Source organism: Agathobaculum hominis (assembly GCF_014288055.1).
In the GTDB taxonomy this organism is placed as follows: domain Bacteria; phylum Bacillota; class Clostridia; order Oscillospirales; family Butyricicoccaceae; genus Agathobaculum; species Agathobaculum hominis.
Genome location: NZ_JACOPK010000007.1, coordinates 87,826 through 114,822 on the forward strand (window position 1 = coordinate 87,826; position 26,997 = coordinate 114,822).

21 protein-coding genes and 1 riboswitch are annotated in these 26,997 nt (G+C 58.6%); of the genes, 9 read left to right on the top strand and 12 right to left on the bottom strand.

Annotated features, from left to right (window positions below; translation table 11 throughout):
- Positions 1–16 precede the first annotated feature (16 nt).
- Entirely contained in the window at positions 17–1,204 is a 1,188-nt protein-coding gene (gene metK, locus H8S02_RS08720) for a methionine adenosyltransferase (protein WP_243166466.1), read from the bottom strand.
- A gap of 79 nt (positions 1,205–1,283) precedes the next feature.
- Positions 1,284–1,388, bottom strand: a riboswitch (SAM riboswitch).
- Between the two features lie 233 nt (positions 1,389–1,621).
- Here metK and H8S02_RS08725 point away from each other — a divergent pair.
- From H8S02_RS08725 to H8S02_RS08735, 3 genes are read left to right on the top strand one after another with little or no spacing between them, the layout of a single operon-like run.
- Positions 1,622–4,579: an acyl-CoA dehydratase activase gene (locus H8S02_RS08725; protein WP_186970201.1), complete on the top strand. Its 2,958-nt coding sequence runs from the start codon at positions 1,622–1,624 to the stop codon at positions 4,577–4,579.
- On the top strand, positions 4,560–5,816 hold the full coding sequence (locus H8S02_RS08730; RefSeq protein WP_243166467.1) for a 2-hydroxyacyl-CoA dehydratase: 1,257 nt from the start codon (positions 4,560–4,562) through the stop codon (positions 5,814–5,816). Before H8S02_RS08725 ends, H8S02_RS08730 begins: the two co-directional genes overlap by 20 nt.
- A 10-nt stretch (positions 5,817–5,826) precedes the next feature.
- Positions 5,827–6,180 (top strand): hypothetical protein, encoded by a 354-nt coding sequence (locus tag H8S02_RS08735; RefSeq protein ID WP_186970202.1) that lies wholly within the window; start codon positions 5,827–5,829, stop codon positions 6,178–6,180.
- Between the two features lie 59 nt (positions 6,181–6,239).
- Here the strand turns inward: H8S02_RS08735 and H8S02_RS08740 are convergent, their stop codons facing one another.
- Positions 6,240–6,497 (bottom strand): hypothetical protein, encoded by a 258-nt coding sequence (locus tag H8S02_RS08740; protein ID WP_186970203.1) that lies wholly within the window; start codon positions 6,495–6,497, stop codon positions 6,240–6,242.
- A 51-nt stretch (positions 6,498–6,548) separates the two neighbouring features.
- Here H8S02_RS08740 and H8S02_RS08745 point away from each other — a divergent pair, with 51 nt between their 5' ends.
- Entirely contained in the window at positions 6,549–6,788 is a 240-nt protein-coding gene (locus H8S02_RS08745; protein WP_186970204.1) for a FeoA family protein, read from the top strand.
- A complete protein-coding gene (locus H8S02_RS08750; RefSeq protein ID WP_186970205.1) occupies positions 6,785–7,888 on the top strand; it encodes a FeoB small GTPase domain-containing protein in 1,104 nt (367 codons plus the stop codon). Before H8S02_RS08745 ends, H8S02_RS08750 begins: the two co-directional genes overlap by 4 nt.
- Before the next feature lie 27 nt (positions 7,889–7,915).
- Here H8S02_RS08750 and H8S02_RS08755 read toward each other — a convergent pair whose 3' ends face one another.
- The 5 genes from H8S02_RS08755 to H8S02_RS08775 form a co-directional block, all read right to left on the bottom strand.
- Positions 7,916–9,094, bottom strand: coding sequence for a YkvI family membrane protein (locus H8S02_RS08755; protein ID WP_186970206.1), 1,179 nt, complete (start codon positions 9,092–9,094; stop codon positions 7,916–7,918).
- 23 nt (positions 9,095–9,117) lie between these two features.
- The gene (locus tag H8S02_RS08760; protein WP_186970207.1) at positions 9,118–10,536 is read right to left on the bottom strand and encodes an FAD-binding oxidoreductase; all 1,419 of its coding nucleotides are present in this window, start codon (positions 10,534–10,536) and stop codon (positions 9,118–9,120) included.
- Positions 10,537–10,539: 3 nt separating this feature from the next.
- Entirely contained in the window at positions 10,540–11,730 is a 1,191-nt protein-coding gene (locus H8S02_RS08765) for an electron transfer flavoprotein subunit alpha (RefSeq protein ID WP_186970208.1), read from the bottom strand.
- 11 nt (positions 11,731–11,741) lie between these two features.
- Entirely contained in the window at positions 11,742–12,530 is a 789-nt protein-coding gene (locus tag H8S02_RS08770; RefSeq protein ID WP_186970209.1) for an electron transfer flavoprotein subunit beta/FixA family protein, read from the bottom strand.
- Positions 12,531–13,020: 490 nt separating this feature from the next.
- Positions 13,021–13,827 carry an aldo/keto reductase gene (locus H8S02_RS08775; RefSeq protein ID WP_186970210.1) on the bottom strand — a complete coding sequence of 269 codons (807 nt, stop codon included), beginning with the start codon at positions 13,825–13,827 and terminating at the stop codon, positions 13,021–13,023.
- Between the two features lie 193 nt (positions 13,828–14,020).
- Between H8S02_RS08775 and H8S02_RS08780 the strand changes: the two genes are divergently transcribed.
- Together H8S02_RS08780 and feoB are read left to right on the top strand one after the other, a co-directional pair.
- Complete coding sequence (locus H8S02_RS08780; RefSeq protein WP_186970211.1) at positions 14,021–15,076, top strand: FUSC family protein; 1,056 nt, start codon at positions 14,021–14,023, stop codon at positions 15,074–15,076.
- A 173-nt stretch (positions 15,077–15,249) separates the two neighbouring features.
- Positions 15,250–17,592 carry a ferrous iron transport protein B gene (gene feoB / locus H8S02_RS08785; RefSeq protein ID WP_186970212.1) on the top strand — a complete coding sequence of 781 codons (2,343 nt, stop codon included), beginning with the start codon at positions 15,250–15,252 and terminating at the stop codon, positions 17,590–17,592.
- Between the two features lie 48 nt (positions 17,593–17,640).
- Here the strand turns inward: feoB and H8S02_RS08790 are convergent, their stop codons facing one another.
- A complete protein-coding gene (locus H8S02_RS08790) occupies positions 17,641–19,011 on the bottom strand; it encodes an MATE family efflux transporter (RefSeq protein ID WP_407926398.1) in 1,371 nt (456 codons plus the stop codon).
- Positions 19,012–19,127: 116 nt separating this feature from the next.
- Complete coding sequence (locus H8S02_RS08795; RefSeq protein ID WP_186970213.1) at positions 19,128–20,675, bottom strand: recombinase family protein; 1,548 nt, start codon at positions 20,673–20,675, stop codon at positions 19,128–19,130.
- A gap of 280 nt (positions 20,676–20,955) precedes the next feature.
- Here H8S02_RS08795 and H8S02_RS08800 point away from each other — a divergent pair, with 280 nt between their 5' ends.
- Together H8S02_RS08800 and H8S02_RS08805 are read left to right on the top strand one after the other, a co-directional pair.
- On the top strand, positions 20,956–21,729 hold the full coding sequence (locus H8S02_RS08800; protein WP_186970214.1) for a LytR/AlgR family response regulator transcription factor: 774 nt from the start codon (positions 20,956–20,958) through the stop codon (positions 21,727–21,729).
- Positions 21,730–21,913: 184 nt separating this feature from the next.
- Positions 21,914–22,762, top strand: coding sequence for a nucleoside recognition domain-containing protein (locus tag H8S02_RS08805; protein WP_243166469.1), 849 nt, complete (start codon positions 21,914–21,916; stop codon positions 22,760–22,762).
- Between the two features lie 47 nt (positions 22,763–22,809).
- Here H8S02_RS08805 and H8S02_RS08810 read toward each other — a convergent pair whose 3' ends face one another.
- From H8S02_RS08810 to H8S02_RS08820, 3 genes are read right to left on the bottom strand one after another with little or no spacing between them, the layout of a single operon-like run.
- Positions 22,810–24,732, bottom strand: coding sequence for an ABC transporter ATP-binding protein (locus H8S02_RS08810; RefSeq protein ID WP_407926399.1), 1,923 nt, complete (start codon positions 24,730–24,732; stop codon positions 22,810–22,812).
- On the bottom strand, positions 24,732–26,462 hold the full coding sequence (locus tag H8S02_RS08815; protein WP_186970215.1) for an ABC transporter ATP-binding protein: 1,731 nt from the start codon (positions 26,460–26,462) through the stop codon (positions 24,732–24,734). Before H8S02_RS08815 ends, H8S02_RS08810 begins: the two co-directional genes overlap by 1 nt.
- Positions 26,456–26,968, bottom strand: a complete 513-nt coding sequence (locus H8S02_RS08820; protein WP_186970216.1) for a MarR family winged helix-turn-helix transcriptional regulator — start codon at positions 26,966–26,968, stop codon at positions 26,456–26,458. Before H8S02_RS08820 ends, H8S02_RS08815 begins: the two co-directional genes overlap by 7 nt.
- Positions 26,969–26,997 lie beyond the last annotated feature (29 nt).

The following is a 26,997-nucleotide window of genomic DNA, read 5'->3' on the forward strand; positions in this document are numbered from 1 at the left end:
TCTGCGCCTTTTCGTTTTACTTGTTGATGTATGCCTTGAGCGCCTCGGCCTTGTCGCGGTTCTCCCACTTAACGCCAAGCTCCTCGCGGCCCATGTGGCCGTAAGCGGCAAGCTGCTTGTAGATCGGCTTGCGCAGGTCAAGCTGCTCGATGATCGCAGCCGGACGCAGGTCGAATACGTGCTCGACCGCCTGCTCGATGACGCTGTCGTCAACGATACCGGTGCCGAAGGTCTCAACCATAATGGAGACCGGCTCTGCAACGCCGATCGCGTAGGCGAGCTGGATCTCGCAGCGCTTTGCCAGGCCTGCCGCAACGATATTCTTTGCAACCCAGCGGGCAGCATACGCGCCCGAGCGGTCAACCTTGGTCGGGTCCTTGCCGGAAAACGCGCCGCCGCCGTGACGGCCGATGCCGCCGTAGGTGTCGACGATGATCTTGCGGCCGGTCAGGCCGGAGTCGCCCTGCGGGCCGCCGATAACAAAACGGCCGGTCGGGTTGATGAAATACTTGGTGTTCTCGTCGAGCAGCTCGGACGGGATAACGTGCTTTACGACCTGTCCGATCATATCCTCGCGGATCTGCTGGAGCGAAACCTCCGGGCTGTGCTGGGTGGAGATGACAACGGTGTCCACGCGGACCGGGCGGTTGTCCTCATCGTACTCGACCGTAACCTGGCTCTTGCCGTCCGGACGGAGGTAGGAGAACATGCCGCTCTTGCGGACCTCGGTCAGACGCTTTGCCAGCTTATGTGCCAGAGAAATCGGCAGCGGCATAAGCTCCGGCGTCTCGTCGCAGGCATAGCCGAACATCATGCCCTGATCGCCGGCGCCGATCGCGAGGTCAGCCTCGGCAGCGCCTTCCTTGCTCTCGAGCGAGTTGTCAACGCCGAGTGCGATGTCTGCGGACTGCTCGTCAATCGCAGTCAGAACGGCGCAGGTGTCGCAGTCGAAGCCATACTTTGCACGGTCGTAGCCGATCTCGCGCACGGTGTCGCGTGCGATCTTCGGAATGTCTACATAGCAGGAGGTCGAGATCTCGCCCATGACCTGAACCATGCCGGTCGTGCAGGTGGTCTCGCAGGCGACACGCGCATACGGATCCTGCGCTAAAATCTCGTTAAGGATTGCGTCCGAAATCTGGTCGCAGATCTTGTCGGGATGGCCTTCTGTTACCGATTCAGAGGTGAAAAAATGATGTGCCATTTGTGTCATTGTCCTTTCTGTTTCTCGTGGAAGCGGAATAAAAAACGCTCCCGTTTGGGAGCGAAAAATGCGTTCTGCTCCCTCATCTTTCGTGTTTCTACGCCGGATTTGGCACCTTACAGCGCTTTCGCGCGCAGGTTGCCGGGTTTCACAGGGCCGTTCCCTCCACCGCTCTCGATAAGGTAGATTATTTACTTACGGAGTATATCTTATATAAAATTTCAGTGTTTGTCAAGGGAAAATTTCGGCATCTTCGGAAAATCTAACCGCATTGACATTTTACACGAACAAGTATATAGTAAATAAGTAGCATTTTGCCTGCTTTTTTACGCAGGTGCATCTACCCGCATTTTCACGCGCCGTGGCAGCAGCAGCTGTCCGCTGGCGCATTTATTATCATGGGAGTACGATTAGGATATGTATGTAAATGTTGGCATCGACATCGGTTCAACAACGGTCAAGATCGTCGTTGTGCGCGATGGAGAGATCATCCACAAACACTATGAACGCCATTTTTCCAAGGTGCGCGAAAAGGCTGTCGAGCTGGTTCGCGCCGCGCGCGGGCTGATCGGCGAGGATACGCCGATCCACTGCTCGATCACCGGCTCGGCCGGTCTCGGCGTTGCCAAGGCGGCGGACATCGACTTCGTTCAGGAGGTCTTTGCTACGCGCAAGGCGGTCGGCGTGCACGTGCCGGCGGCAGACGTCGTCATCGAGCTCGGCGGCGAGGACGCGAAGATCGTCTTTCTGACCGGTCAGCTGGAAGAGCGCATGAACGGTTCCTGCGCCGGCGGCACCGGCGCGTTCATCGACCAGATGGCGGTACTGCTCGACGTTACCCCGTCCGAGCTTGACCATCTCGCGCAGGGCGCGGAGCGCATCTACACCATCGCTTCGCGCTGCGGCGTGTTCGCCAAGTCGGACATCCAGCCGCTGCTCAACGAGGGCGCACGCAAGGAGGATGTCGCAGCCTCGATTTTTCAGGCAGTCGTCAACCAGACCATTGCCGGCCTCGCACAGGGCCGCGAGGTCAAGGGCGATGTGCTGTTCCTCGGCGGCCCGCTGTTCTTCTTCAAGGGCCTCCAGAAGCGCTTTCAGGAGACGCTCGGCCTGGATGATGAGCACGCGCACTTCCCTGCCCTCGCGCCGTATGCCATCGCGGCCGGCGCAGCGGAGTATGCAGGCACCACCTCTAAGACCTACACCGTGTCCTCCCTGCTCGATGCACTCGAAAAGGCCGCCGGCGCGCCGGTCGTTGCGAACTATCTGCCGCCGCTGTTCGAGTCCGAGCAGCAGTATGAGGAGTTCAAATCGCGGCACAGCTCGCATGACGTCATGACCCAGAACGTTACCGTTTACGAGGGCGACGCCTATCTCGGCATCGACTGCGGCTCGACCACGACCAAGCTCGTGCTCATCGGCGAGGACGACCAGATCCTGTTCCACCACTACCAGTCCAACAAGGGCAACCCGGCGGACGTTATCCGCGAGCAGCTGACAAAGCTCTACGAGCTGTGCGGCGACCGCGTACATATCGTCTCCTCCGCCGTCACGGGCTACGGCGAAGCGCTCATCCAGAACGCCTTCGGCGTGGATTTTGGTCTGGTCGAGACGGTCGCGCATTTCCGCGCGGCACGCCATTTTAACCCCGACGTCGATTTCATCATCGACATCGGCGGTCAGGACATCAAATGCTTCAAGATCCGCAACAAATGCATCGACAACATTTCGCTGAACGAGGCCTGCTCTTCCGGCTGCGGCTCGTTTATCGAGACGTTCGCGCGCTCGATGGGCTACTCCATCGAGGAATTCTGCAAGCTCGGCCTGTTTGCGAAGCATCCGATCGACCTCGGCTCGCGCTGCACCGTGTTTATGAACTCGTCGGTCAAGCAGGCGCAGAAGGACGGCGCCGGAATCGACGCGATCTCGGCCGGTCTGTCCGTGTCGGTCGTCAAGAACGCGCTCTACAAGGTCATCCGTGCCCATTCGCCCGATGACCTCGGCAGGCACATCGTCGTACAGGGCGGCACCTTCCTCAACGATGCCATACTGCGCTCGTTCGAGCAGGAGATCGGCCGCAACGTCACCCGTCCGGCCATCTCCGGCCTCATGGGCGCTTATGGCGCGGCGCTGCACGCCAAGGACAACCGCCGCGAGACCACGACGCTCGTCGGCACGGATGTGCTGGCAGGCTTCGAGCACAATGTCCGCTCCACGCGCTGCGGTCTGTGCGAAAACCACTGCAGCCTCACCATCAACAACTTCGGCGGCGGCCGTCGCTTCATTTCGGGCAACCGCTGCGAGCGTCCGCTCGGCGGCACGAAAAAGGCCGACCTGCCCAATCTCTATAAATGGAAGCTCGAAAAGCTCCGCAGCTACGGCGAGCCGTCCGGCAACCCGAACCCGATCGCGACCATCGGTCTGCCGTTCGGCCTCAACTACTTCGAGCTGCTGCCGTTCTGGACAAAGTTCCTGCGCACGCTCGGCTTCGAAACGGTGATTTCCGATGTCTCCACCCGCGATATGTATATGAAGGGGCAGCATTCCATTCCGTCGGATACAGTCTGCTACCCGGCCAAGCTCATGCACGGTCACATCGAAAATCTGCTTGAGAAGGGTGTGGACGCGATCTTCTACCCCTGCATGACCTACAATCTCGACGAGGGCCGCGCGTCCAACTGCTACAACTGCCCGGTCGTCGCCTACTACCCCGAGCTGCTCAAGGCCAACGTCTCCGCGCTCACGGACTTCGATTTCATGATGCCGTATTTTGAGCTTGCAGACCCTAAGCGCTTCCGCAAGCACGCAGTCAGCTATTTCTGTAAGAAATATCCGCGGCTCAAAAAGAAAAAGGTGCTCGAGGCAGCCGATGCCGCCTATCAGGCGCAGCAGGAATACTGCACTGCCGTCCGTCTGGAGGGTCAGAAGGCCATCCGCTACGCCGACGAGCACGGTCTTGACGTCGCGGTCATCGCAGGCAGGCCGTATCACGTTGACCCCGAGATCAACCACGGCATCGATCAGCTCATCTCGTCGTTCGGACTTGTCATCGTTTCCGAGGACGCGGTATGGCAGCTGACCGACGCGCCCGAGGTACACGTTCTCAATCAGTGGACCTACCACTCGCGCATGTACGGCGCGGCGAAATACGTCACCCAGAAGGAAAACGCGCAGCTCATCCAGCTTGTATCGTTCGGCTGCGGCATCGACGCGATCACGACCGATGAAATGCGCGCCATCTGCGAAAACGGCGGCAAGATCTATACACAGCTTAAAATCGATGAGATCAGCAACCTCGGCGCGGCAAAGATCCGTATCCGAAGCATGCTGGCTGCCGTAGAGGAGGGCAGAAAACTTGCAGAACACAACGCCTAAAACCTATGATTATCCGCAGTTTACCGAGGAGATGCGGCGCGATTACACCATTCTCGTGCCCAATATGCTCCCGGTCCAGCTCGGCCTCATCTGCCGTCTGATGCGCAACTACGGCTACAAGATGGAGCTGCTGCATACCGAAGGCCCGAACATTGCCGAGCAGGGCCTGCGCAACGTACATAACGACACCTGTTACCCCGCACTGCTCGTCATCGGTCAGCTGATGGACGCCATCCAGTCCGGCCGGTACGATGTGCATAAGATCGCGCTCATCCTGCCGCAGACCGGCGGCGGCTGCCGGGCATCCAACTATATCCACCTGCTTCGCAAGGCGCTCGAAAAGAACGGCTACGGCTTCATTCCGGTTATTTCTCTGAACTTTTCCGGCCTTGAGAGCAACCCCGGCTTCAAGCTGACCAAGACCATGCTCATGCAGGTCGCCTACGCCCTGCTCATCGGCGACCTTATCATGATGGTCGCGAACCAGTGCCGCCCCTATGAGGTCGTCGCCGGTTCGACCGACAAGGCCATCGAGATCTGCATGGACGCCGTTACAAAACGCTTTACCGGCGAGCGCGTCATACGCTACGGCGAGGTCAAGCATCTGTTCCAGTTCGTTCTCGATGTTTTCGGCAAGGTTCGTCTCGACAGGACGCGGAAAAAGAAGCTCGTCGGCATCGTCGGTGAGATCTACGTCAAGTTCTCTCCCCTCGGCAACAACCGTCTGGAGGAGTTCCTGCTCTCCGAAGGCTGTGAGCCCGTCCTGCCCGGCCTGATGGATTTCTGTCTGTACTGCATCTACAACTCGGTCATCGACCACGATCTGTACAGCCGCAATGCCAAAACCGCGATGATCTACAAAATGGTCTATCAGTTTGTGCTCTCCAAGCAGACTGACATCATCAAAATGATGAAGAAAGACGGCCATTTTCGTCCGCCGATGGCCTTTGACGAAGTGCGCAGGAAGTCGCACGCTATCATCGGTCAGGGCGTAAAGATGGGCGAGGGCTGGCTGCTGCCGGCGGAAATGGTCGAGCTTATCAGCGAAGGCGTTACCAATATCGTCTGCACCCAGCCGTTCGGCTGTCTGCCCAATCACATTGCCGGCAAGGGCATGATCCGCAAAATCCGCGAGGTCTACCCTCAGGCGAACATTGTCGCGGTAGACTACGATCCCGGTGCATCCAAGATCAACCAGGAGAACCGCATCAAGCTCATGCTTTCGAGCGCGGAATAAGAGGAACATCATGAAACAGCTCAAACCAAACGATATTTCCGTCATGCGCACGGCAATCGGCCTCTATGCGCAGCCATTCGGCGTCGAATCGTTCGCAGTCATGCTGAGCGAGGACAAGACCGAGCCGAAGAGCGAGGAGGAGCGCGTAACGCGCGATCTGCTCCACCGTCTCGACCAGTACGAATACGGTCTCGCGTCCGAGTTCACGCTCTCCGAGGATGAAGCAAAGTTCGTCACGGACGCACTGCGTCAGCTGATCGTGCGCGACAATCAGTCGCTTCAGTATGAAAAACGCCCGAAGTGCATTCGTGAATGCGAAAAGGAGATCCGCGCCGCGACCGTCTGCATCTCGCGTATCAGCTGAATACAAACATTTAAGGCACGCCCACGGCGTGCCTTTTAGTCTGTCGATAAAGTTTATTTTCATGCAGGAACGGCAGCCGCGCGGAAGCGCGCATTCAAAAGCGTTTGCTGCGCAAACGCATCCAAACCGGGGGCGTGTACCTCGGTTTGGATACTTTGAGAGGGAGAAAGTTTCCGCATGGGAACTTTCGGACGTCCGTGTTTTGCAAAGTCAAAACACAGATTGTCGGAAAAACGAAGTTTTTCGACAGTCTCAAAGGCACGCCCACGGCGTGCCTTTGTTATTCTCTGCTGTAACCGGTGATCCTGCTGCTGCATAGGCTGAAATGACCGCCTGGGCGGTCAAATCTACAATACTGGACTGATTCTATGCAACAAAATGCTGTTCTCACGCTGGCACAGCTCCCCGAAAACCGCTCGGCGCGTATCGCCGCGCTCCGCCTCTCAGGAGGCATGCGTCGAAGGCTGCGCGAGCTGGGTTTTATTGCCGGGACGCGCATTACCTGCCTGCACCGCGTGTCGGACGGTGCATCTGCCGCATACCTTGTCCGCGGCACGGTCATCGCCCTGCGGCGGAACGATGCAGAGCGCATCGAGGTGCTGCCATGAAGGATGCAGGCTCTGCGGTCGCGCTGATGGGTAATCCGAACGTCGGAAAGTCCACGGTCTTCAACGCGCTGACCGGCGGACGACAGCACACGGGCAACTGGAGCGGAAAGACGGTCTCGCTCGCGGAGGGGCGTATCACAGGCGAAGATATCACGCTCATCGACCTTCCGGGTACTTATTCGCTGCACGCGCGTTCACAGGAGGAAGCGCTCGCTCGCGAATTTCTGACCTGCGGCGGTGCGCAGGCCGTCATTCTTGTCGCAGACGCCGCCTGCCTCCAGCGCAGCCTTGTTCTGGTCCTGCAGGTGCTCGAGGTGCAGCCGCACGCCGTTCTCTGCCTGAATCTGATGGATGAGGCGCGAAAGAAGCATATCCGCATCGACACAGCGGTGCTTTCGCGTGAGCTTGGCATTCCGGTCGTGCCCTGTGCCGCACGGTCAAAAAAGGGGCTGAACGAGCTGAAAAACACGCTTCGAAGCGTGCTGAGCGGAACGCTTCCTCCCTGCTCCGAGCCGCCCATCCGATACCCTGCGGACATCCGGTGCGGTCTGTATGCTGAGCCGCACAAGGGACAGACGCGCGACGAGCTTGACGATATTCTGACCGCCGCCGCGGTGCTGCGCGCCGAGGAGATCACTATGACCTGCGTCACCGCACCGGACGATCCGCACGCCCGCGACCGTGCCATCGACCGTGCTGTGCTCAGCCGCCGCTTCGGCATTCCCCTCATGCTTCTGCTGCTCGCGCTCGTTTTCTGGCTGACGCTCTCCGGCGCGAACACCGTCAGCGCCATGCTTTCCGGATTTCTGCTCGGGCTCGAAGCGCCGCTCAGGCGTGTGCTCACCGCGCTCAGCCTGCCGCCCGGCGCGGTCTCCCTGCTCACCGACGGCGTGTGGCGCGTGCTCGCGACCGTCGTTTCGGTCATGCTGCCGCCTATGGCGATCTTTTTCCCGCTCTTCACCCTGCTCGAGGACGCCGGCTATCTGCCGCGCATCGCGCTTCAGCTGGATCATGCGTTCTGCCGCGCCGGCGCCTGCGGCAAGCAGAGCCTAAGCATGTGCCTGCGCACGCTGCGTGCGCAAAAAAACAGGACCGGATGAGGCTTCCGATCCTGTTGAAGACGATATTCAGATTTCCCTGCCCCGCGTGATGATCGCGTGCAGCACGAACGGGATAAACAGCGTGATGAGCGCCGCATAGCCGAGATATGCATAGCCCTGCTTGACCACTGCCATCAGACCGAACTGCGCGATAGCGAACGCGATAAAGGTGAAGATCAGAGTGAATACGGCGTTGCGCGCCAGATGTCCCTTCATGCGCTCTGCATCGTTTTTGCGGTCGCGCTCAACAGCATTGACGCAGCGCGTAACGATGCCGGAGATCATGTTGACCGCAGTCGAAATCGAACCGAGGATGATCAAGATGGAGATGATCGGGGTCAGCACGCCTGCGCCCACGCCGTTCTGCACCAGAACGAGCATCGGGACGGAAGCCGTTGCAAGATCTGCCACATAGGCAACCGCCAGCAGGCCGATGATGGAAAGCTCCATCGCTGCGAAGTTGCAGACAAACATGCCGATGGCCGCGCGGTTGATCTGCTTGACGTCCGTGACCGGCTCCATGTGCTGATACATGACCGAGACCGACGCGAGCTGGAAAAAGAAATACAGCACCGCCATCCAGAGCGCCGAACCGAACGAGCCGTTCGCTTTGGAGATGGTCGGCATCTCGCCGCCGGCCAGACGGCCGATGGCATCCGCAATCGCCGGCCACTGAGCAATGATGTTCGGCACGAGAACGAGCACCAGACCGATCAGAATGAGCACGCTTAGCGTGGATGCGCATTTGCGGACCATCGAGGTGCCGTACAGCGCGATGACAAAGATAAACGCGCCGACGATGAGCGTGCACAGCCAGTACGGCAGACCGGAGAGCGTCTGAATGGTCGAGCCGCCGGTCGCAAACGCCGCCGCAGAAGCCGTGCCGATCATGATAAGGTAGCAGATCTCATACAGATTGCTCATGATCGGGCGGGTCCTGCCGTACAGGCTGTTGGAAAAGCTGCGGTAGTCATAGGTTTTGTGCTTATAGGCATAGCGCATGCCGTACCAGAAGAACAGCGCGTACAGACCCTGCGTCAGCGCCGGAAGGATGAGGCACCAGATACCGTAATTGATGAAATACTGGTAGATCTGCGCGCCGGAGGCAAAGCCGCCGCCGAACTGCGTGGTGAATGCGACAAACGCGATGCCCATGGCAAGCGGCATCCTGCTTTTGTCAACGAGCAGTGTTTTTTTCTCGTTCATGTTTCTTTTTCCCCTTTTAGCCCTTATTTATTGAATTCAATGACCTTGCCCGGGTTGAGGATGAGTCTGTCATCAAACGCCAGCTTGATGGATTTGTAGAGCCTTATCATGCGCTCGCCGACGAACTCCTCGAGAAATTCCAGACGTCCGTTGCCGATGCCGTGCTCTCCGGAAAGCTGGCCGCCCAGCTTTTTCGACAGCGCATACAGCTCGGTCAGGCTCGCGTGCGTTGCGCTCTTCCATTCCTCGTCGCTCATCTCCGGACCGCGCAGCATTTCGGTATGGATGTTGCCGTCGCCGCAGTGGCCGCAGGGCTCGACGCGGATGCCGTGCGACAGCGCGATGCGCTTGGCCGCCTTGACATATTCCGCGATGCAGGCACGCGGAACAACGACGTCGCACTCCTCCTGCGCGACCGAGTCGGCCTTCATGCCCTCCAGGATACCGCCGCGCACCGCCCAGACGGACGCCGCACGCTCCGGGGTGTTCGCGATGCAGCAGTCGATCGCGCCGTGGGCAAGCGCCGCTTCTGCCGCGGCCTCCACCGCGCTGTCAAGCTCCTGTCTGCTCGATGCGTCGTACATGACGATCAGCACGGCCTCGCCCTGCCTGACCGGCAGCAGCTTGCCGAGATTGCGCTCGACGATGTCGATCAGCTCGCGCTCGAGGAATTCGATCGCCGTCGGGACAAACGGCAGCGCCAGCACCTCGGGCACCATGTCCGCGCACTCCTCCAGACTGCCAAACGGCATGACGAGTGTGCACGAGCAGGTCGGCGCGGGCAGCAGCTTGAGCGTAACCTGCGTCAGGATGCACAGCGTGCCCTCCGAGCCGATGACCAGATCCTTGATATCGTAGCCGGTGGTGTTTTTAACAACGTTGGACGAAAAATTCATGATGGAACCGTCCGGCAGGACCGCCTCGATGCAGCGCACGAAATCACGCGTCAGGCCGTAGCGCACGGCCTTCATGCCGCCGGCGTTCGTGATGACGTTGCCGCCGATCGAGGCGGTCTTTTCACCCGGGTCGGGCGGATAGAACAGACCCTCCGCCGCCGCAGCCGCCTGTACATCGAGCAGCAGCGCGCCCGGCTCGCAGGTGATGGTCTGGTTTTTGTGATCGACCGGAAAAATACGGTTCATGCGCATGACAGAGAGCATGATGCCGCCGTATTTGCAGGTCGCGCCGCCGGCAAGGCCGGTGCCCGCGCCGCGGCATACCACAGGGATGTTGTTCTCATAGGCGTACTTCATGATGGCGGAAACCTCGTCGCGGTTTTCGATCTCAACATAAAGCTCGGGCGGGAAAACGCCGTATTCCGGCATTTCGTCGCGGTAAAACTCGCGAGCGATCTCATCGCCGACCCACACGCGGTCCTCCGAGGTGACAGAGCGGATGTACGCAAAATCCTCCTCGGTCATTTTCTTATAGGGATACGGCACGGCTCAGTCCTCCTTTCTGTTCTGCACGAGCGCGGTCAGACGCGGTACGACCTGATACAGATCGTCCACGATACAGTAATGCGCAGTCTTGAATATCTGCGCTTCCGGGTCGCTGTTGATGGCGACGATGCATTCTGCGTCCTTCATGCAGGAGGTGAACTGAATGGCGCCCGAAACGCCGCAGGTGATGATAAGCCGCGGGCGCACCGTGCGGCCGGACAGGCCGATCTGGTGCATCTGGTCGCCGTAGCCGTTCTCGACCATCGGGCGGGTAAACGCGAGCTGACCGCCGAGCGCCTCCGCCAGACGGCGGCACATCGCAACATCCTTTTCACTGCGCACGCCGCGTCCCGCCACGACCAGAATATCCTCCTCGTCGATGGTCTTCTGCTTTTCTATGACCTCAGAGGACAGGATGCGGATGCGCGAGCGCGCCATGTCATCGGTCACGGTGCACTTTACCACACTGCCGGTCGGATTCTGCACGCGCTCTGCGCGGTCCATGACGCGGTAGCGCACGGTCGCGAACTGCGGGCGCGAGCGGCGGATGGCGATCTGCGCCATGATGTTGCCGCCGAACGCCGGGCGGATCTGAACCATATCCGTACTCGGCTCGATGTCGAGTGTCGTACAGTCCGCAGTCAGACCGGTATGGAACCGGGTGGACAAACGCGGCGCGAGTGAGCGGCCGAGCGCTGTTGCGCCGATGAGCACCGAACTTGGCTTTGTTGCCGCAATGCAGTCCGCGACCGCATCCGCGCAGCAGTCCGCACGAAAGCCCTCAAAGCCCGGATGCTCATAGACATAGACCGTGTCCACGCCGTACGGCAGCAGCTTTTTGGCGTTCTCCGCCGTGCCCTCGCCGCCGACGAGCACGCAGTTCACCTTGTAACCGACCTTGCGCGCCATTTTTCGCGCCTCACCGATCAGCTCGAATGCAACCGGATGAATATCGCCGCGCTCCTGCTCGACGTAAACCAGAAAATCGCTCCATTTGCTCTTGTCCACTGTGTTTGCGCGCTGCTCGAAGCGGATCGCGCCTTCCGGACAGCTGCGCACGCACATGCCGCACATGCGGCAGGCATCGCCCACAGCAATCCCCTTCGCCTCGATGCTGAGCGCACCGAACGGACATTTATCAATACATTTGCCGCAAAGCGTGCACTTTGCAGCGTCAAACTTCAGAAAATCCATGCTGCGCCCCCTCAAATGATCTTTTTCCCGGTCAGAATAGCGAACAGGCCGTCGGTCTTTCCGGCCGCATCGCCCTCGAGATAAACCTGCTTTTCGCGCTCGGGGGGCGCGAACATGCGAACGACAGCCGTCGGCGAGCCGATGAGGCCATAGCGGCTGAGATCTTGATCGGGCAGATCCTCAAACGTCAGCACACGCACCGGACGCGCCGCCGTTTCCTTTTTGAGCAGGTAGGACGGCAGACGCGGCACACACATATCCTTGTCGACCGTGATCAGGCACGGGTACGGAATTTCCGACTCCTGGGATACGCTGACAAGGTCCTGACGGACACGGATGGCGCTCTCGTCCGCGCCGGTGATCTCCGCGACCCATGCTGCGTGCGGCAGCGTCAGATGCTCTGCGATCGCCGGGCCGACCTGCGCGGTGTCGCCGTCCGTGGTCTGCCGGCCGCAGATGATAAGATCCGCTCCGCCCAGCACGGTGATGCCCTGCGCGAGTGCATACGAAGTCGCGAGAACGTCCGCTCCGGCAAACTTGCGGTCGGACAGAATGACCGCGTCGTCCGCTCCCATCGTGTAGGCGTCGCGCATCATTTCCTCCGTCTGCGGAGGGCCCATGGTCAGCACAGTGACCGTGCCGCCCAGTTTTTCGCGAAGCTGAAGCGCCGTCTCCAGTGCAAACAGATCATACGGATTGGTGCGGGTATCGCCCGAAAGGCGCTTCATCGCGCCGGTTTCCGGATCAATATCGACCTTTGTGCCCGCAGGGACCTGTTTCATACAAACAATAATTTTCAAAGCTGTTTCCCTTCTTCCCCTGTGGTGCCGGCTGCGCCGACATGCGCGCTTTTCCTTTTTATCAGTCAAAAGCGATTGCCTTCATTATAGCACTCTCGCCGATAGCTGTCCAGTATATTTATACCGACCTGCTTATAAAATTACCAGAGGCGAGTATCATGCCCCTTATCATCGTTCGAAACGACATTACAAAAATGAGCGTAGATGCCATCGTCAACGCGGCCAAGAAATCCCTGCTGGGTGCGCAGGGATAAAAAACTGTAAAAAGGAACTCCTTTAAAGCAAATGCCGCCCCACAGATGACCAACCCCTCCTTCGGATACGCTGCGAGCGAGCCGAAGGAGGGGTTTTCTTATGGCAGAATTGGTATCTATCGTGCGGACTGCAAGTGCGGCAAAGCAGGCACGGCGCTGAACTGCGAGGCCATCAGTGTGTCGGTTGTGCTGCCAAGGCGACCCATGGGCGGCTGCTTTTTCTCGCAGGATAATTTTCAATCCTCGTCCCAGCCGAACAGGGATTGTCCATCGGCAAGCGTGCCGATCCGCTCTATCTCCTCATCTGACAGCTCAAAATCAAACACGCTGAGATTTTCCTGCATACGCTCGCGATGCATGGTTTTCGGAATGACGCCGATGCCGCGCTGCACGAGAAACCGCAGTGCAGTCTGCGCGGCTGTTTTACCGTGCTGCGCCCCGATTTCCCTCAGCACCGGCTCCTCAAAAATACGGCGTTTCCCTTCGGTGAACGGCGACCATGCCTGCATGACAGTGCCGTTCTCGACGAGCGCGCGCCGCAGCGGTTCACGCGGATAGTAAACGTGCGCTTCGACCTGATTGACCGCCGGAATGATACCGCACGAGCGGCAGAATGCGCGGTACTCCCGCGCGTTGAAGTTGGAAATGCCGACTGCGCGCACCGTTCCCGCGCGATACGCCTCACAGAGCGCACGGTACATTTCAAGCGACGTATCATACGGCTCGTGAATGAGCAGTAGGTCGATATAATCGGTCCCGAGCGCTGACAGCGACTTTTCGATATCGTGCTTCGCATTTTCATAGCTCGCCGAAGGCTCGAACAGCTTGGTCGTCAGAAAGATCTCATGCCGTGCCAGGCCGCTTTCGCGCACCGCTGCGCCGACAATATTCTCATTTTCATACATCTGCGCGGTATCGAGCAGACGATACCCTGTTTCAAGTGCGTCCAGAATGCAGCGCTTTCCCGTTTCACCGCGCAGCGTCCATGTGCCGAAGCCGACAAGCGGCATGCGCACCCCGTTATTCAAAGCAAGATATTCCATGCTCGTCTCCTTTTACCGTTTTCCCTTATCATATCATGTTTTCCGCGTGTTTGTAAGGTGTATCATCTGCATTTTCACAGGCTGTGTCCGAAGGCTCCGAACTTTTTTCGCGTCCTGCGCATTTTTTTATTGCAATCTGCCGTCATTCGTCGTATACTGTTCATTACAGCTTTTTTAGAAAGGACTTCGTTTCATGACGTTTTATCAGGAATTACAGCTTGGTCAGGCGGGTTCAAAGAACCTTATCCGTGCCTGCGAAACGCCGCACGACCGGCTGCTGCACACGCTCATCTACCTTTTCAAGATCGCGCTTACCGTCAGCTTCTGCTTCTGCTTTGTCACGCTTTACAGCATGGCCTTCGGCAGTGCGAACAGCATCGTGGGCGTTGTCGTGCTTCTGTATCTGCTCGTGTTCCGCGCGGCCGATCTCTGCCTGCATATCGGGCAGTCCACCGCCCTGCTTGCATCATTCCTCGTACTCTCCGCGGCAGCGCCTCATCTCGCACATCTCGCAGGTCCGCTTCCCGGCTTTTTCATCAATCTCGCGTCTATCGCCTTCCTGATCCTGTTCGGCTGCCATGAGCCGCGCATGTTCAACCAGTCCACGCTCGTACTCGGCTATCTGCTGCTCTATGGCTACGATGTGAGCGGCCGCGATTTCACGCTCCGTCTGGCGGGCATCGCCTTCGGTGCGCTGCTCGTCTGCACCGTATTCCTCTGCAAGCACCGCAGCCGCAGCATTCCGCTGCGCATCCGCGATATTCCCGTCGCGTTCTCCCTGCATCATCCGCGCTCGCGCTGGCAGCTCTGCCAGATTTTCTGCGTGCCGCTCGTCGTACTGCTCGCCGAGCTGGCCGGTCTGCCCCGCGCCATGTGGGCGGGCATCGCCGCCATGTCGGTCATCCTTCCGGCCGCCGAGGATATGCACTACCGGGTGCGCCGCCGTGTGCTCGGCAATATTGCCGGCGTGCTGTGCTTCGTCATCCTGTATTTTCTGCTGCCGCCCTCCATTTACGCCTTTATCGGCGTGATCGGCGGTATCGGTGTCGGTCTGTCCGCAAAATACGGCTGGCAGGCTGTGTTCAACACCTTCGGTGCGCTCGCCATCGCAGCAGAAGCCTACGGACTCAAGGCTGCGCTTGGTCTGCGTCTGCTTCAGAACGTATTCGGCGTGCTGTTCGCACTCGTTTTCTGTCTGCTGTTCAGCCGTTTGCTCGCGCGTTTCTCTGCCCCTGCGGAAAACAACTGAGCCTTACCGCTCCTCCCTGCATCGGGATGGAGCGGTTTTTATGTCCTTTTACATTTTTTCTGTCTTTTTCCGTTTTGTTCCTTGCTGTCCGTTTGGGATAATGCTATACTGTTTTCGACAGCGGTGCATGTGCGCCGCTGCATTCCCGGATATGACAAAAAGAGGTAACCTGTATGACACTCAAAGACCTGCCCATCGGCAAGACTGCAACCATCCGCTCGGTTGGCGGCGAAGGCGCACTGCGGCAGCATTTTCTTGATATGGGTCTTATTCCCCACGGCGATGTGACGATGGTCAAGTTCGCTCCGATGGGCGACCCGATGGAGCTGCGCATCCACAGCTACGAGCTCACGCTGCGCCTGGCGGACGCAGAAAAGATCGAGATCGAAAACGTCCGCGACGCGGTTCCGCTGACGCCGCCTGAACGGCGCGCGCCCGTGCCGCATCCCGGTCTGGGCGAGGGCGGCCGCTTCCACGAAAAACAGACCGAAAATCCCCTGCCCGAAGGCACTGCACTGACCTTTGCCCTCGCCGGCAATCAGAACTGCGGCAAGACTACGCTGTTCAATCAGCTGACCGGCTCCAACCAGCACGTCGGCAATTTCCCCGGCGTCACCGTCGACCGCAAGGACGGCGGCATCCGCGGCAAATCCGGTACGCTCGTCACCGACCTGCCCGGCATCTATTCCATGTCGCCGTATTCCAGCGAAGAGCTTGTAACGCGCAGCTTTCTGCTCGATGAGCATCCGCGCGGCATCATCAATATTGTTGACGCGACCAATATCGAGCGCAACCTGTACCTTACCATGCAGCTGATGGAGCTAGACATCCCGATGGTGCTCGCACTCAATATGATGGATGAGGTACGCGAAAACGGCGGCTCCATTATGGTCAACCGCATGGAGGAAATGCTCGGCATTCCGGTCATCCCGATCTCAGCGGCGAAGAATGAGGGCATCGACGAGCTGATCGAACACGCGCTCCATGTCGCGAAATATCAGGAAAAGCCGGTCGAAATGGACTACTGCGATGCAAACGACGACGGCGGCGCGGTGCACCGCTGCCTGCACGCCATCATGCACCTGATCGAGGATCACGCTGTGCGCGCAAGTCTCCCTGTCCGTTTTGCGGCGGCAAAGCTCGCTGAGGGTGATCCGCTGATTTTGGAAAAGCTCGACCTTGACGAGAACGAGAAGGAAACGCTCGAGCATATCGTCAGGCAGATGGAGACCGAGCGCGGCCTCGACCGCGCCGCTGCTATCGCGCATATGCGCTTCGACTTCATCGATAAGGTATGCGATGAGACCGTTGTCCGCCCGCACGAGAGCCGCGAACACCTGCGCAGCGTCCGCATTGACAAGGTGCTCACCGGCAGGCACACCGCCATTCCCTGCTTCGTCGGCATCATGGGTCTCGTGTTCTTCCTCACCTTCGGTGTGATCGGCAAGCTGCTGTCCGCGCTGCTCAGCATGGGCATCAACGCCCTCGGCGGCGTTGTGGACAGTGCGCTCACCGCGTGGAACGCTCCCTATGTGCTGCGTTCGCTCGTCATGGACGGTATATGGGGCGGCGTAGGCAGTGTGCTCCAGTTCCTGCCGATCATCGTGACGCTGTTCTTCTTTCTCTCGCTGCTCGAGGACAGCGGCTACATGGCGCGTGTGGCTTTCGTCATGGACAAGCTGCTGCGCAAGATCGGTCTTTCCGGACGCAGCATCGTACCGATGCTCATCGGCTTCGGCTGTACGGTTCCGGGCGTCATGGCGAGCCGCACACTGACCTCGGAACGTGACCGCAAGATGACCATCCTGCTCACGCCGTTCATGAGCTGCTCGGCCAAGCTGCCGATCTATGCCTTTTTCTCCGCCGCATTTTTCCCGAAATACAGTGCGCTCGTCATGACCGCGCTCTACTTCGGCGGCATCCTCATGGGACTGCTGATGGCGCTGCTCCTGCGCGGCACGATGTTCCGCGGCGAGGCGGTTCCTTTTGTCATGGAGCTGCCGAATTACCGTCTGCCGGGCGCGAAGAACGTCTGCCAGCTGCTCTGGGACAAGGCGAAGGATTTCCTGCAGCGCGCGTTTACCGTCATTTTTCTGGCAACGCTCATCATCTGGTTCCTTCAGACCTTTGATCTGCGCTTTGCCATCGTATCCGATTCCTCGCAGAGCATTCTCGCGATGATCGCAGGCGTGATCGCACCGGTTTTCCGCCCGATGGGCTTCGGAGACTGGCGCATTTCGACCGCGCTCATCTCCGGCTTTATGGCCAAGGAGAGCGTCGTTTCCACGCTGACCGTACTGTTCGGCTCGACTTCTGACATTCTCGCCTGCCTCACGCCGCTCGCAGCAGCCAGCCTGCTGGTTTTCTGCCTGCTGTATACACCCTGCGTCGCAGCGATCGCCTCGATCAAACGCGAGCTTGGCGGCAAATGGGCGGTTTTCGTTGTCATCGCACAGTGCGTGATCGCATGGCTCGCCGCCTTTGTCGTTCACGGCTTCGGTACGCTGTTCGTATAAAAATACATAGCAAAAGAGCATGGAAAAAATTCCATGCTCTTTTGCTGTTTATATGGCATCGTGCGGATTTTTTCCTTCTGAGAGCCGCTGCACGACCGGAACCGTTACGCATATCGACAGGATGAACGCGCACAGGTCGCTCGCCGCCTGACACAGCTGCACGCCCGTCAGACCGAAGAAATGCGGCAGAATGAGCGCGAACGGGACGAAGAACAATCCCTGCCGCGCCGCCGCAACGATGCTTGCCCGCATCGTCATGGCAATGTTCTGAAGCAGCATATTGCTCATAACGACAAATCCGGTGATCGGGAACGAGATGCACTGCAACCGCAACGTCAGCGCACCGATGCGGATAACCTCGGCATCGTCGCCCCGGAATACCGCAATGATCTGCGGTGCAAAAGCAAAGCCGAGCACTGCGAGCGCCAGCAGGATCAGCGAGGAGGATCTGACGCAGAAGTGAAAGCCCCGCGTCACGCGGTCGTACTTATGCGCGCCGAAATTGAACCCGCAGACCGGCTGAAAACCCTGTCCGAAGCCGATCATCGCGGAGCCTGCGAACTGGCTGACGCGCGAGACGATGCTCATCGCCGCGATCGCCGCATCGCCATAGGGCCGCGCCGCTGTGTTCAGGCAGGTCACGGCAACCGATGCAAGGCCCTGCCGGCACAGGCTCGGAATTCCGCCGCGCGACAGATCAGCATAGCGCGCCGCTGACGGCGAGAACAGACGCAGCCGGATACGGATGCCGCCCGACAGGCGAACTCCGCACAGGAGCAGGCAGAAGCCGACGAGCTGGCTGAGAATGGTCGCGAGTGCCGCACCGCGGATCCCCATATGAAGTCCGAAGATGAACAGCGGATCGAGAGCCATGTTCAGCACGCCGCCGGAGACCAGCCCGATCATCGCATATACCGCATTGCCCTGCAGGCGAAGCTGATTGTTGAGCACGAGCGACGCGGTCATATACGGTGCGCCGATCAGAATAATGCACATATAGTCGAGCGCATAGGGCAGAATAGTGTCCGTTGCGCCGAGGAGATGTGCGAGCGGATGCCGCAGCAGCAGTCCCAGAGCCATAATGATGCAGCCGGCACCGAGTGCGGAGAAAAAGCCGGTCGACGCCATGCGTTCGGCCTCCTCGCGGTGCTGCGCGCCGAGCTGACGGGAAATATAGTTGCCCGAGCCCTGTCCGAAGAAAAAGCCGACCGCCTGGATAAGCGCCATGAGCGGAAACACGACACCGACCGCGCCGGTCGCGCTCGTACCGAGCCGCCCGACAAAAAAAGTGTCGGCCATGTTGTAAATAGATGTGATCAGCATGCTGATGATGGTCGGGACGGCCATTTTACAGATCAGCGGCTCGACCGGAGACTCGGTCATCTGAATATATTTGCGTCTTTGTGCATCTGTCTGCAACAGAGATACGCCTCCTTCTCTCTTTCTAAAGGCGCTCTCCCCTGTCGGTTCCGGGAGAGTTCTATGTAAATAATAATCCTCTGCATTTTGATTTGTCAAGCTGTATTCACCCGAAATTATTCATATGCAATCGTTTTCGCAATCTCATTCTGTTCGAAATGCAGGGAAATGCGAATATTCTGCCGTCGGGCGGCTCCCCGCCCCGTTCCCTCCTCGACCTCTATGCGCCGCACAAAAGCGCGGACAAGCTCTCGTGTAAGCCGCTCCGGACAGCAGCATTCATCGATCACGCTCTCCAGACGCGCTGCATCGGGCAGCTCCGTTTCTCTCATATCCAGACGCCGGCGCAGCGCAGCCGCCTGTTCTTCCAGACGATGCAGCGCGGCATAAAAGCTGTCCTCCGCAAGTCTGCCTGTCGCACGGTCCAGGTAGAGCGCCGCAATTGTATCCTCCGTGCGTGAAAGACTGCGCCGCAGGCCGTGCGCGTCCTCCCGTTCCGGAGAGCAAAGGCTGTGCATCAGTCGCTTGCGGAGCTCGGATTTCTCGCGTTCCGTCAACGCAAGATGCCTGTGCAGCACATCCAGAACCGCCGCTTCGAGCGCTTCATAATTTGTTCCGTGCCGAGTGCAGGTGCGGCGTCCGTGCTGCTTGTAGCCGCCGCAGGCAAGATCGGCGCGGCTTCCCTTCCGCCTCGTGCCGACCGTGCTCATTGCCCGTCCGCAGTCCGCGCAGAACGCGATGCCTGTAAACACATTGACGAAGCCAGCGGAGCGCGAAATGCGCCGTGAGCGGCTCTGCTGCTGCACCTGCTCAAAAACCGCCTGCGAAACGAGCGCCTCGTGGCAATGCGGTACGACAAACTGCTCCTCCGGTGCTGTCCGACGGACTTTTCCCGATTTGAAGGACGGTTTTCGTGTTTTTCCCTGAATGAGCGTGCCGAGGTACACCTCGTTTTGCAGGATACGCCGCACCGTCCCGGCCGTCCATTCGCCGCGCGGCGCACTGCCGCGATAGACCGAGGGCGGCGCTTCTCCCTGAGCATTCAGCCGCGCCGCAAGCACCGACGGAGCAGCGCCTCCGGCCGCCCCTGCAAACAGCTGACGCACCACTGCTGCTGCCGCTTGGTCCGGCACAAGCCTGCCGCGCTCCTGCGGGTCGCGGCGGTAGCCGTAAGGTGCATAATGACCGATGAAGCGGCCGTCCTTCATTTTCGTCTGTAAGGCTGCTCGGATTTTCCCGCTCGTGTCCCGGGCATACAGCTCATTGATGTAGTTGCGCATCGGAAGGAAAATATCCTCGTGCGCCGTGTCGACCGCGTCTCCCACCGCAACGACGCGCACACCGTGCTCCGGGAAATAGCGTTCCAGATAGCGTCCGGTTTCCAGATAATCCCGCCCCAGACGGGACAGATCCTTGATGAGAATGAGATTGATGCCGCGCTGCGGGATTTCGCACAGCATTTTCTGGAACTGCGGCCTGTCGAAGGTCGTCCCGGAAACACCGTCATCTGCATATTCCGCCACGACCGGCCAGCCCTGCCTCAGGGCGTAGTCGTGCAGCAGCCTGCGCTGATTGGCGATGCTCTCGCTCTCTCCGGCACGGCCGGTATCATCGCGGCTGAGACGAAGATACAGCGCCGCGCGGCAGCCTGCCTCCGCCGTCATATTTCCTCCCTGTACCGCTCAAGGATAATGCACTCGAGCGCTTCAAGCAGCAGCTTTCGTTCCCTCTGCGTCACAGTCATCCCTCCCTCACCACATCATAGCGGAAATCCCGGCAAATATGACATGAAACACGCCGCGAGTGTACCCCCTCAGCTGTCGAAATCCCCATGTTTTCTGTAAACTGGACACAGGAGCAGAAAAAAATGACACTACTCTGTCAAAAATATGCTATACTATAAATAGAGACTCTCTGAGCCGGAAACAGCACAAGTAAGGAAGTATGATAAGTATGACCAGTCTGCAAATTGCCCTGTGTGATGATAACAGCCTATCCCTTCAACTCGCACAGCTCGCTATTCAGGAATACGAACGGCAGCACCCCGACCGTCTCTGCCGCCTGCATTGCTTCAGCAGCGGTACTGCTCTGCTCTCTTTTCTGGACAAACACAAGGATTTTTGCTTCGATCTGTTCATCCTAGACGTCGTGATGCCGGAGCCCGACGGCATTCAGACCGGCCTCGAGCTGCGCGCACGCGGCGACCAGGGACGCATCGTATATCTCTCGGCAAGTCCGGATTTTGCGCTGTCCGCCTACGATGTGCATGCCTATTCCTATCTTCTGAAGCCGATCGACCGCAAAAAGCTGTTCGAAATTCTGGATAATACTCATCTTTCTCCGCGCAGGCCGCAGGCGCGTATGTTCGCCATTCATGTCGGCTCGTCTGTCCGCATGGTATCGTTTGATGAACTCATCTCGGCCGAGCTGAACAGCCGTACCATTCTCTACACGCTTGCAGACGGCAGCGTGCTCCAGACACCGACGATCCGCAGTTCCTTCAAAACCGAGGTCGCCACCCTGCTCGCGCACGAACAGTTCGTGCAGTGCAGCGTTTCCTCGGTCGTCAATCTGCGATATGTGCGCTGTCTTGAAAAAAACTGCCTGTATCTGCTCGACGGACGGCAGATTTCCATTTCCCGTCAGGCCGGCGCCGGCGTCAGGAGCAAATGGCAGAAATACTGGAGCAGCCCGTCTGAAACACATGTAGAGTTCTGATCTTCTGCCGCAGACTGAAAACACCGCAGCAACAGCATTCAGGCTGTATTATGCGGTGTTTTGTTTTACGCTCCCGGTATCTCTCGTTTAATTTGTTCCCAAAAACATGTTTTTCGATACTTATCCCGTGCTGTTCGAGTTTTCTCGACAAAATCAAATTGCGAGACCGGTCTCTATCTCTATTTTGGCGCACAAAACACACGTAAGCATGTGCATGGGGTTCGGCTGCAACGCCTGCGGCGTAACCGGCTGCCGCATCATCGACTCACCCCGTGAGCGTCTGATCGCCATCCTCACCAACAGCTTTGCACCGTGCAACGGGCGCTTTCCCCTGCTGATTTTCCTGTGCGCAGTATTCTTCGATGCCGGATCAGCCGGCGGCGCACTGCTGCTGACCGGCGTGATCGCCGGGAGCGTCCTGCTTACGCTTGCAGCCTCCCGGCTGCTCTCAGCCTTCTTTCTGCGCGGTCTGCCCTCCTCGTTCGTGCTGGAGCTTCCGCCCTACCGCGCGCCGCAGCCGGGCAGGGTGATCGTGCGCAGCGTGCTCGACCGCACGGTGTTCGTGCTCGGCCGCGCGATGATTGTTGCGGCGCCTGCCGGTGCGCTCATCTGGCTGCTCGCAAACATCACGGTCAGCGGCAGCTCCCTGTACGGCAGCATGACCGCCTTTCTCGATCCGTTTGGGCGCTTCTTCGGTCTGGACGGAGTCATTCTGGCGGCCTTTCTGCTCGGCTTCCCGGCAAACGAGCTCGTCATGCCGCTCATCGTCCTCGGTTATCTCTCCGGGGGCACACTTGCCGATGTCTCCGACCTGCTCTCTTTTCGCGCCCTTCTGCTTGCAAACGGCTGGACCGCCTGCACCGCACTTTGCACACTCCTGTTCACCATCTGCCACTGGCCGTGCTCGACGACCTGCCTTACAGTTTTCAGGGAGACCCGCTCGGTGCGATATACGCTTGCCGCCATCGCGCTCCCGACCTGCTTCGGACTTGCGCTCTGCGCACTCGTGCGGCTGCTCTGTGTGCCGCTGTAAAAAGACACCCTCCGTCATCTAAAAAGATGTTCGGAGGGTGTTTTACGTTATTCCAGTTCAAACGCACCGGTATAAAGCTGATAGTATTTGCCGTGCTCTTCGATAAGCTGCTCGTGATTGCCGCGCTCGATGATATGGCCGAGCTCGAGCACCATGATAACATCTGCGTTCTGCACGGTGGACAGGCGATGCGCGATAACGAACACCGTTCTGCCGTGCATCAGACCATCCATGCCGGCCTGAACAATCGCCTCGGTACGGGTGTCGATCGAGCTGGTCGCCTCATCGAGGATCATGACCGGAGGATCTGCGACCGCAGCACGGGCGATCGAGAGCAGCTGACGCTGACCCTGGGACAGGCTGCCGCCGTCACCGCCGATGAGTGTATCATAGCCGTCCGGCAGGCGGCGGATGAAATCGTCCGCACCGGCAAGCTGCGCCGCTGCGACGATCTCCTCATCCGTCGCATCAAGATTGCCGTAGCGGATATTATCCCGGATCGTGCCGGTAAACAGATTGGTGTCCTGAAGCACGATGCCCAGCGAACGACGGAGATCGGACTTTTTGATCTTGTTGATATTGATGCCGTCATAGCGGATTTTACCGTCTGCTATGTCATAGAAGCGGTTGATGAGGTTGGTGATTGTGGTCTTGCCCGCGCCGGTCGCGCCGACAAAGGCTACCTTCTGCCCCGGCTCGGCGTACAGCGTCACATCGTGCAGAACGATCTTATCCGGATTATAGCCGAAGTCCACATCGTAAAAGCGCACATCGCCGCGCAGCTGCGTGTAGGTCGTCGTACCATCCTCATGCGGATGCTTCCACGCCCAGATACCGGTTTTATCCGTCGTCTCGACGAGGCTGCCTTCGTGGTCGTAGCGTGCATTGACGAGCGTTACATAGCCGTTGTCGACCTCCGGTTCCTCGTCCATCAGCTCAAAGATACGCTCCGCGCCTGCGAGCGCCATGATGATCGAATTGAACTGCTGCGAAATCTGTGTCACCGGCATGGTAAACGATTTGGTCAGCTGGAGGAAGGATGCGATCACGCCGATGGTGATGCTGTCGCCGACAACACCGGACAGTGCGAGTGCGCCGCCGACTACCGCGACCAGAACATACAGCAGATTACCGATGTTGCCCATGATCGGCATCAGGATGTTCGCAAAGGTGTTTGCATTGCAGGCCGCCTGACGCAGCTCATCATTCAGCGTGTCGAACTGCTCCCTGCACTTGTCCTCGTGGCAGAACACCTTGATGACCTTCTGACCGTTTATCATCTCCTCGATATAGCCGTTGACCTTGCCGAGAGAGGTCTGCTGTGCAAGGAAGAAGCGCGCGGACCTGCCGCCGATGCTCCTGACCACGACGAGCATGACCGCGATGCCGAGCAGCACGAACAGAGTCAGCCAGACGTTCGTGACGAGCATGCCGATAAATACGGAAATAATGGTCATGGCGGACGAGAACATCTGCGGCACCGACTGACTGAGCATCTGCTGGAGCGTATCGGTATCGTTCGTGAAGTGGCTCATGAGGTCGCCATGCGTATGCGTATCAAAATAACGGATCGGCAGCGTCTGCATGTGCTCGAACATATCGTCGCGCACGCGCTTGAGTACGCCCTGCGAAATACCGACCATCAGCCAGTTATAAAGGAAGGTCGTACCGATGCCAATGAAATAGATGACCGCCATGCCCATCAGCGCATGGATAAGCTGCGTGAACACGGGAGACGCCTGCAGGAGCAGCGGCGCGACATAATCGTCGATCAGGCTCTTGAGGAACATCGAACCGGCAACATTCGCGACTGCCGACAGCGCAATGCAGATCAGAACCACGCCGAACTGAATGCTGTAGCCCTTGCCGATATATTTCATCAGACGGTTCAGCGTTTTTTTCGGATTTTTGCTGCGTTTTCCGCCCATTGGCCTGCGGCCGCCGGGACCGCGCATCTGAGGTCCTGCCATTATTCCTCACCGCCCTTTCTGTTCTGCTGGTTGTAGATTTCCTGATAAATTTGATTTTCTGCGAGCAGCTCGTCGTGCGTGCCGATCGCCTGCACCGCGCCGCCGTCAAGGATAACGATCTGGTCGGCCTCCTGCACGGAGGAAACGCGCTGCGCGATGATGATCTTGGTGGTGTTCGGGATCTCCTCTGCGAATGCCCTTCGGATGAGCGCATCGGTCTTGGTATCGACCGCGCTCGTCGAGTCATCGAGGATGAGGATCTTCGGCTTTTTCAGCAGTGCGCGCGCGATGCACAGACGCTGCTTCTGGCCGCCCGAAACGTTGCTGCCGCCCTGCTCGATGTGTGTGTCGTATTGATCCGGCATCTGCTGGATGAATTCGTCCGCCTGAGCAAGTCTGCATACACGCACAAGCTCGTCATCCGAGGCGTTTTCATTGCCCCAGCGCAGATTTTCCTTGATCGTGCCCGAGAAGAGGACGTTCTTCTGGAGGACCATTGCGACCTCGTCGCGCAGTGTCTCGATGTCGTAGTCGCGGACATCCACACCGCCGACCTTGACCGAGCCGCGCGTTACATCGTACAGGCGCGGAATGAGCTGCACCAGCGTAGACTTTGCCGAGCCGGTGCCGCCAAGGATACCGATGGTCTGGCCGGAACGGATATGCAGATTTACATCTCGCAGCGCGAGCTTGTGCTCGTCGCCCTTGTAGCTGAAATCGACCGCATCAAAGTCGATCGAGCCGTCCTTGACCTCACAGACCGGTTGCGCCGGGTTGTGCAGATCAGGCTTTTCGCTCAAGAGCTCCGCAACTCGTTCTGCGCTCGCCTTCGCCATCGTGATCATGACGAAAACCATCGCGACCATCATCAGACTCATCAGGATCTGCATGATATAGGAGAACATGCTGGTCAGCTCGCCGGTCGTCATCGAACCGCTCACGATCAGACGCGCGCCGAACCACGAGATGAGCAGCATGCACGCATACATACAGAACTGCATGAGCGGCATATTGCACGCGAGGGTCTTCTGCGCCTTGGAAAACGTGCGGTACAGCAGCTCGGAGACGTTCTCAAACTTCTCGGCCTCGTGATCCTCGCGGACATATGCCTTGACCACGCGGATACCGTGCACGTTTTCCTGTACGACCGTGTTCAGACGGTCATAAATCTTGAACACACGCTCGAATACCGGGCCGACCATCTTCATAAGAATGCCCAGACCGATCGCAAGAACCGGCAGCACGGCAACAAAGATGAGCGCCATGTTTCTGTTGATCTTTGCGGCCATGACGAAAGCAAAGATCAGCATGACCGGGCATCGCACTGCGATGCGCGTGCACATCTGAAATGCGTTCTGCACGTTCGTGACATCCGTCGTCAGACGGGTAACGATAGAGCCGGTGGAGAACTTATCGATGTTGGAGAACGAAAAGTCCTGCACCGCATAGTACATATCGTGTCTGAGATTGCGCGCAAAACCGGTCGAAGCGCGCGCAGCATAGGTGCCGGCCGCCGCGCCGAATACGAGCGCGAGCATCGCACACGCCACGAGGATAAAGCCGTATTTCCCGATGGCGCTCATGTTCTGTGCGTCGATGCCCTTGTCGATGAGCTCCGCCATGACAAATGGAATGAGCACCTCCATGACGACCTCGAGCACAACGAAAAACGGCGTGAGAAGCGCATCCTTTTTGAACTCACGCACGCTTTTCAGCAGCTGTTTTACCATTTTTTCTGTCCCTCCCTGCACAAATTTCCTTGGTACTGCTCCAGATTGGAGCGGATTTTCTCGCTGACGGCAAACCAGTTGTTCAGCTCCTCCTCTGTGATGCCCCGGCGCAGTATCTGCTCCATCTGCACCATGCGCTCGGTGATCCGTTCGTCCATCGCGCGCGCACGGTCGGTCAGCACCAGACGCTTGAGCCGTCCGTCATGCGCGACCGGCTCGCGGCGCAGGATACCGTGCTGCTCCATGAGCTGCAAAATTCCCGTGGCGGTCGAGCGGCGCATCTGGAACGCGCTCTCGATATCCTTCTGAAACAGATCGCCTTCCTTCTCGCGCAGGATCAGATGATGCACGATCATCGCCTGCATGCCGGTCACATTGGCCGAATTGGCACTTTTTTCTGTCATGCACGCCATCTGACGCCGAAGCAGGTTGTGCAGCATACCGATTTCCGCCCCGACGCGGTCATTCGAGTGGCCGCAGCATTCGTTATGGTCACAGCGATACATTGTTAGCCTCCTTACTGTTAGTCTGCTAA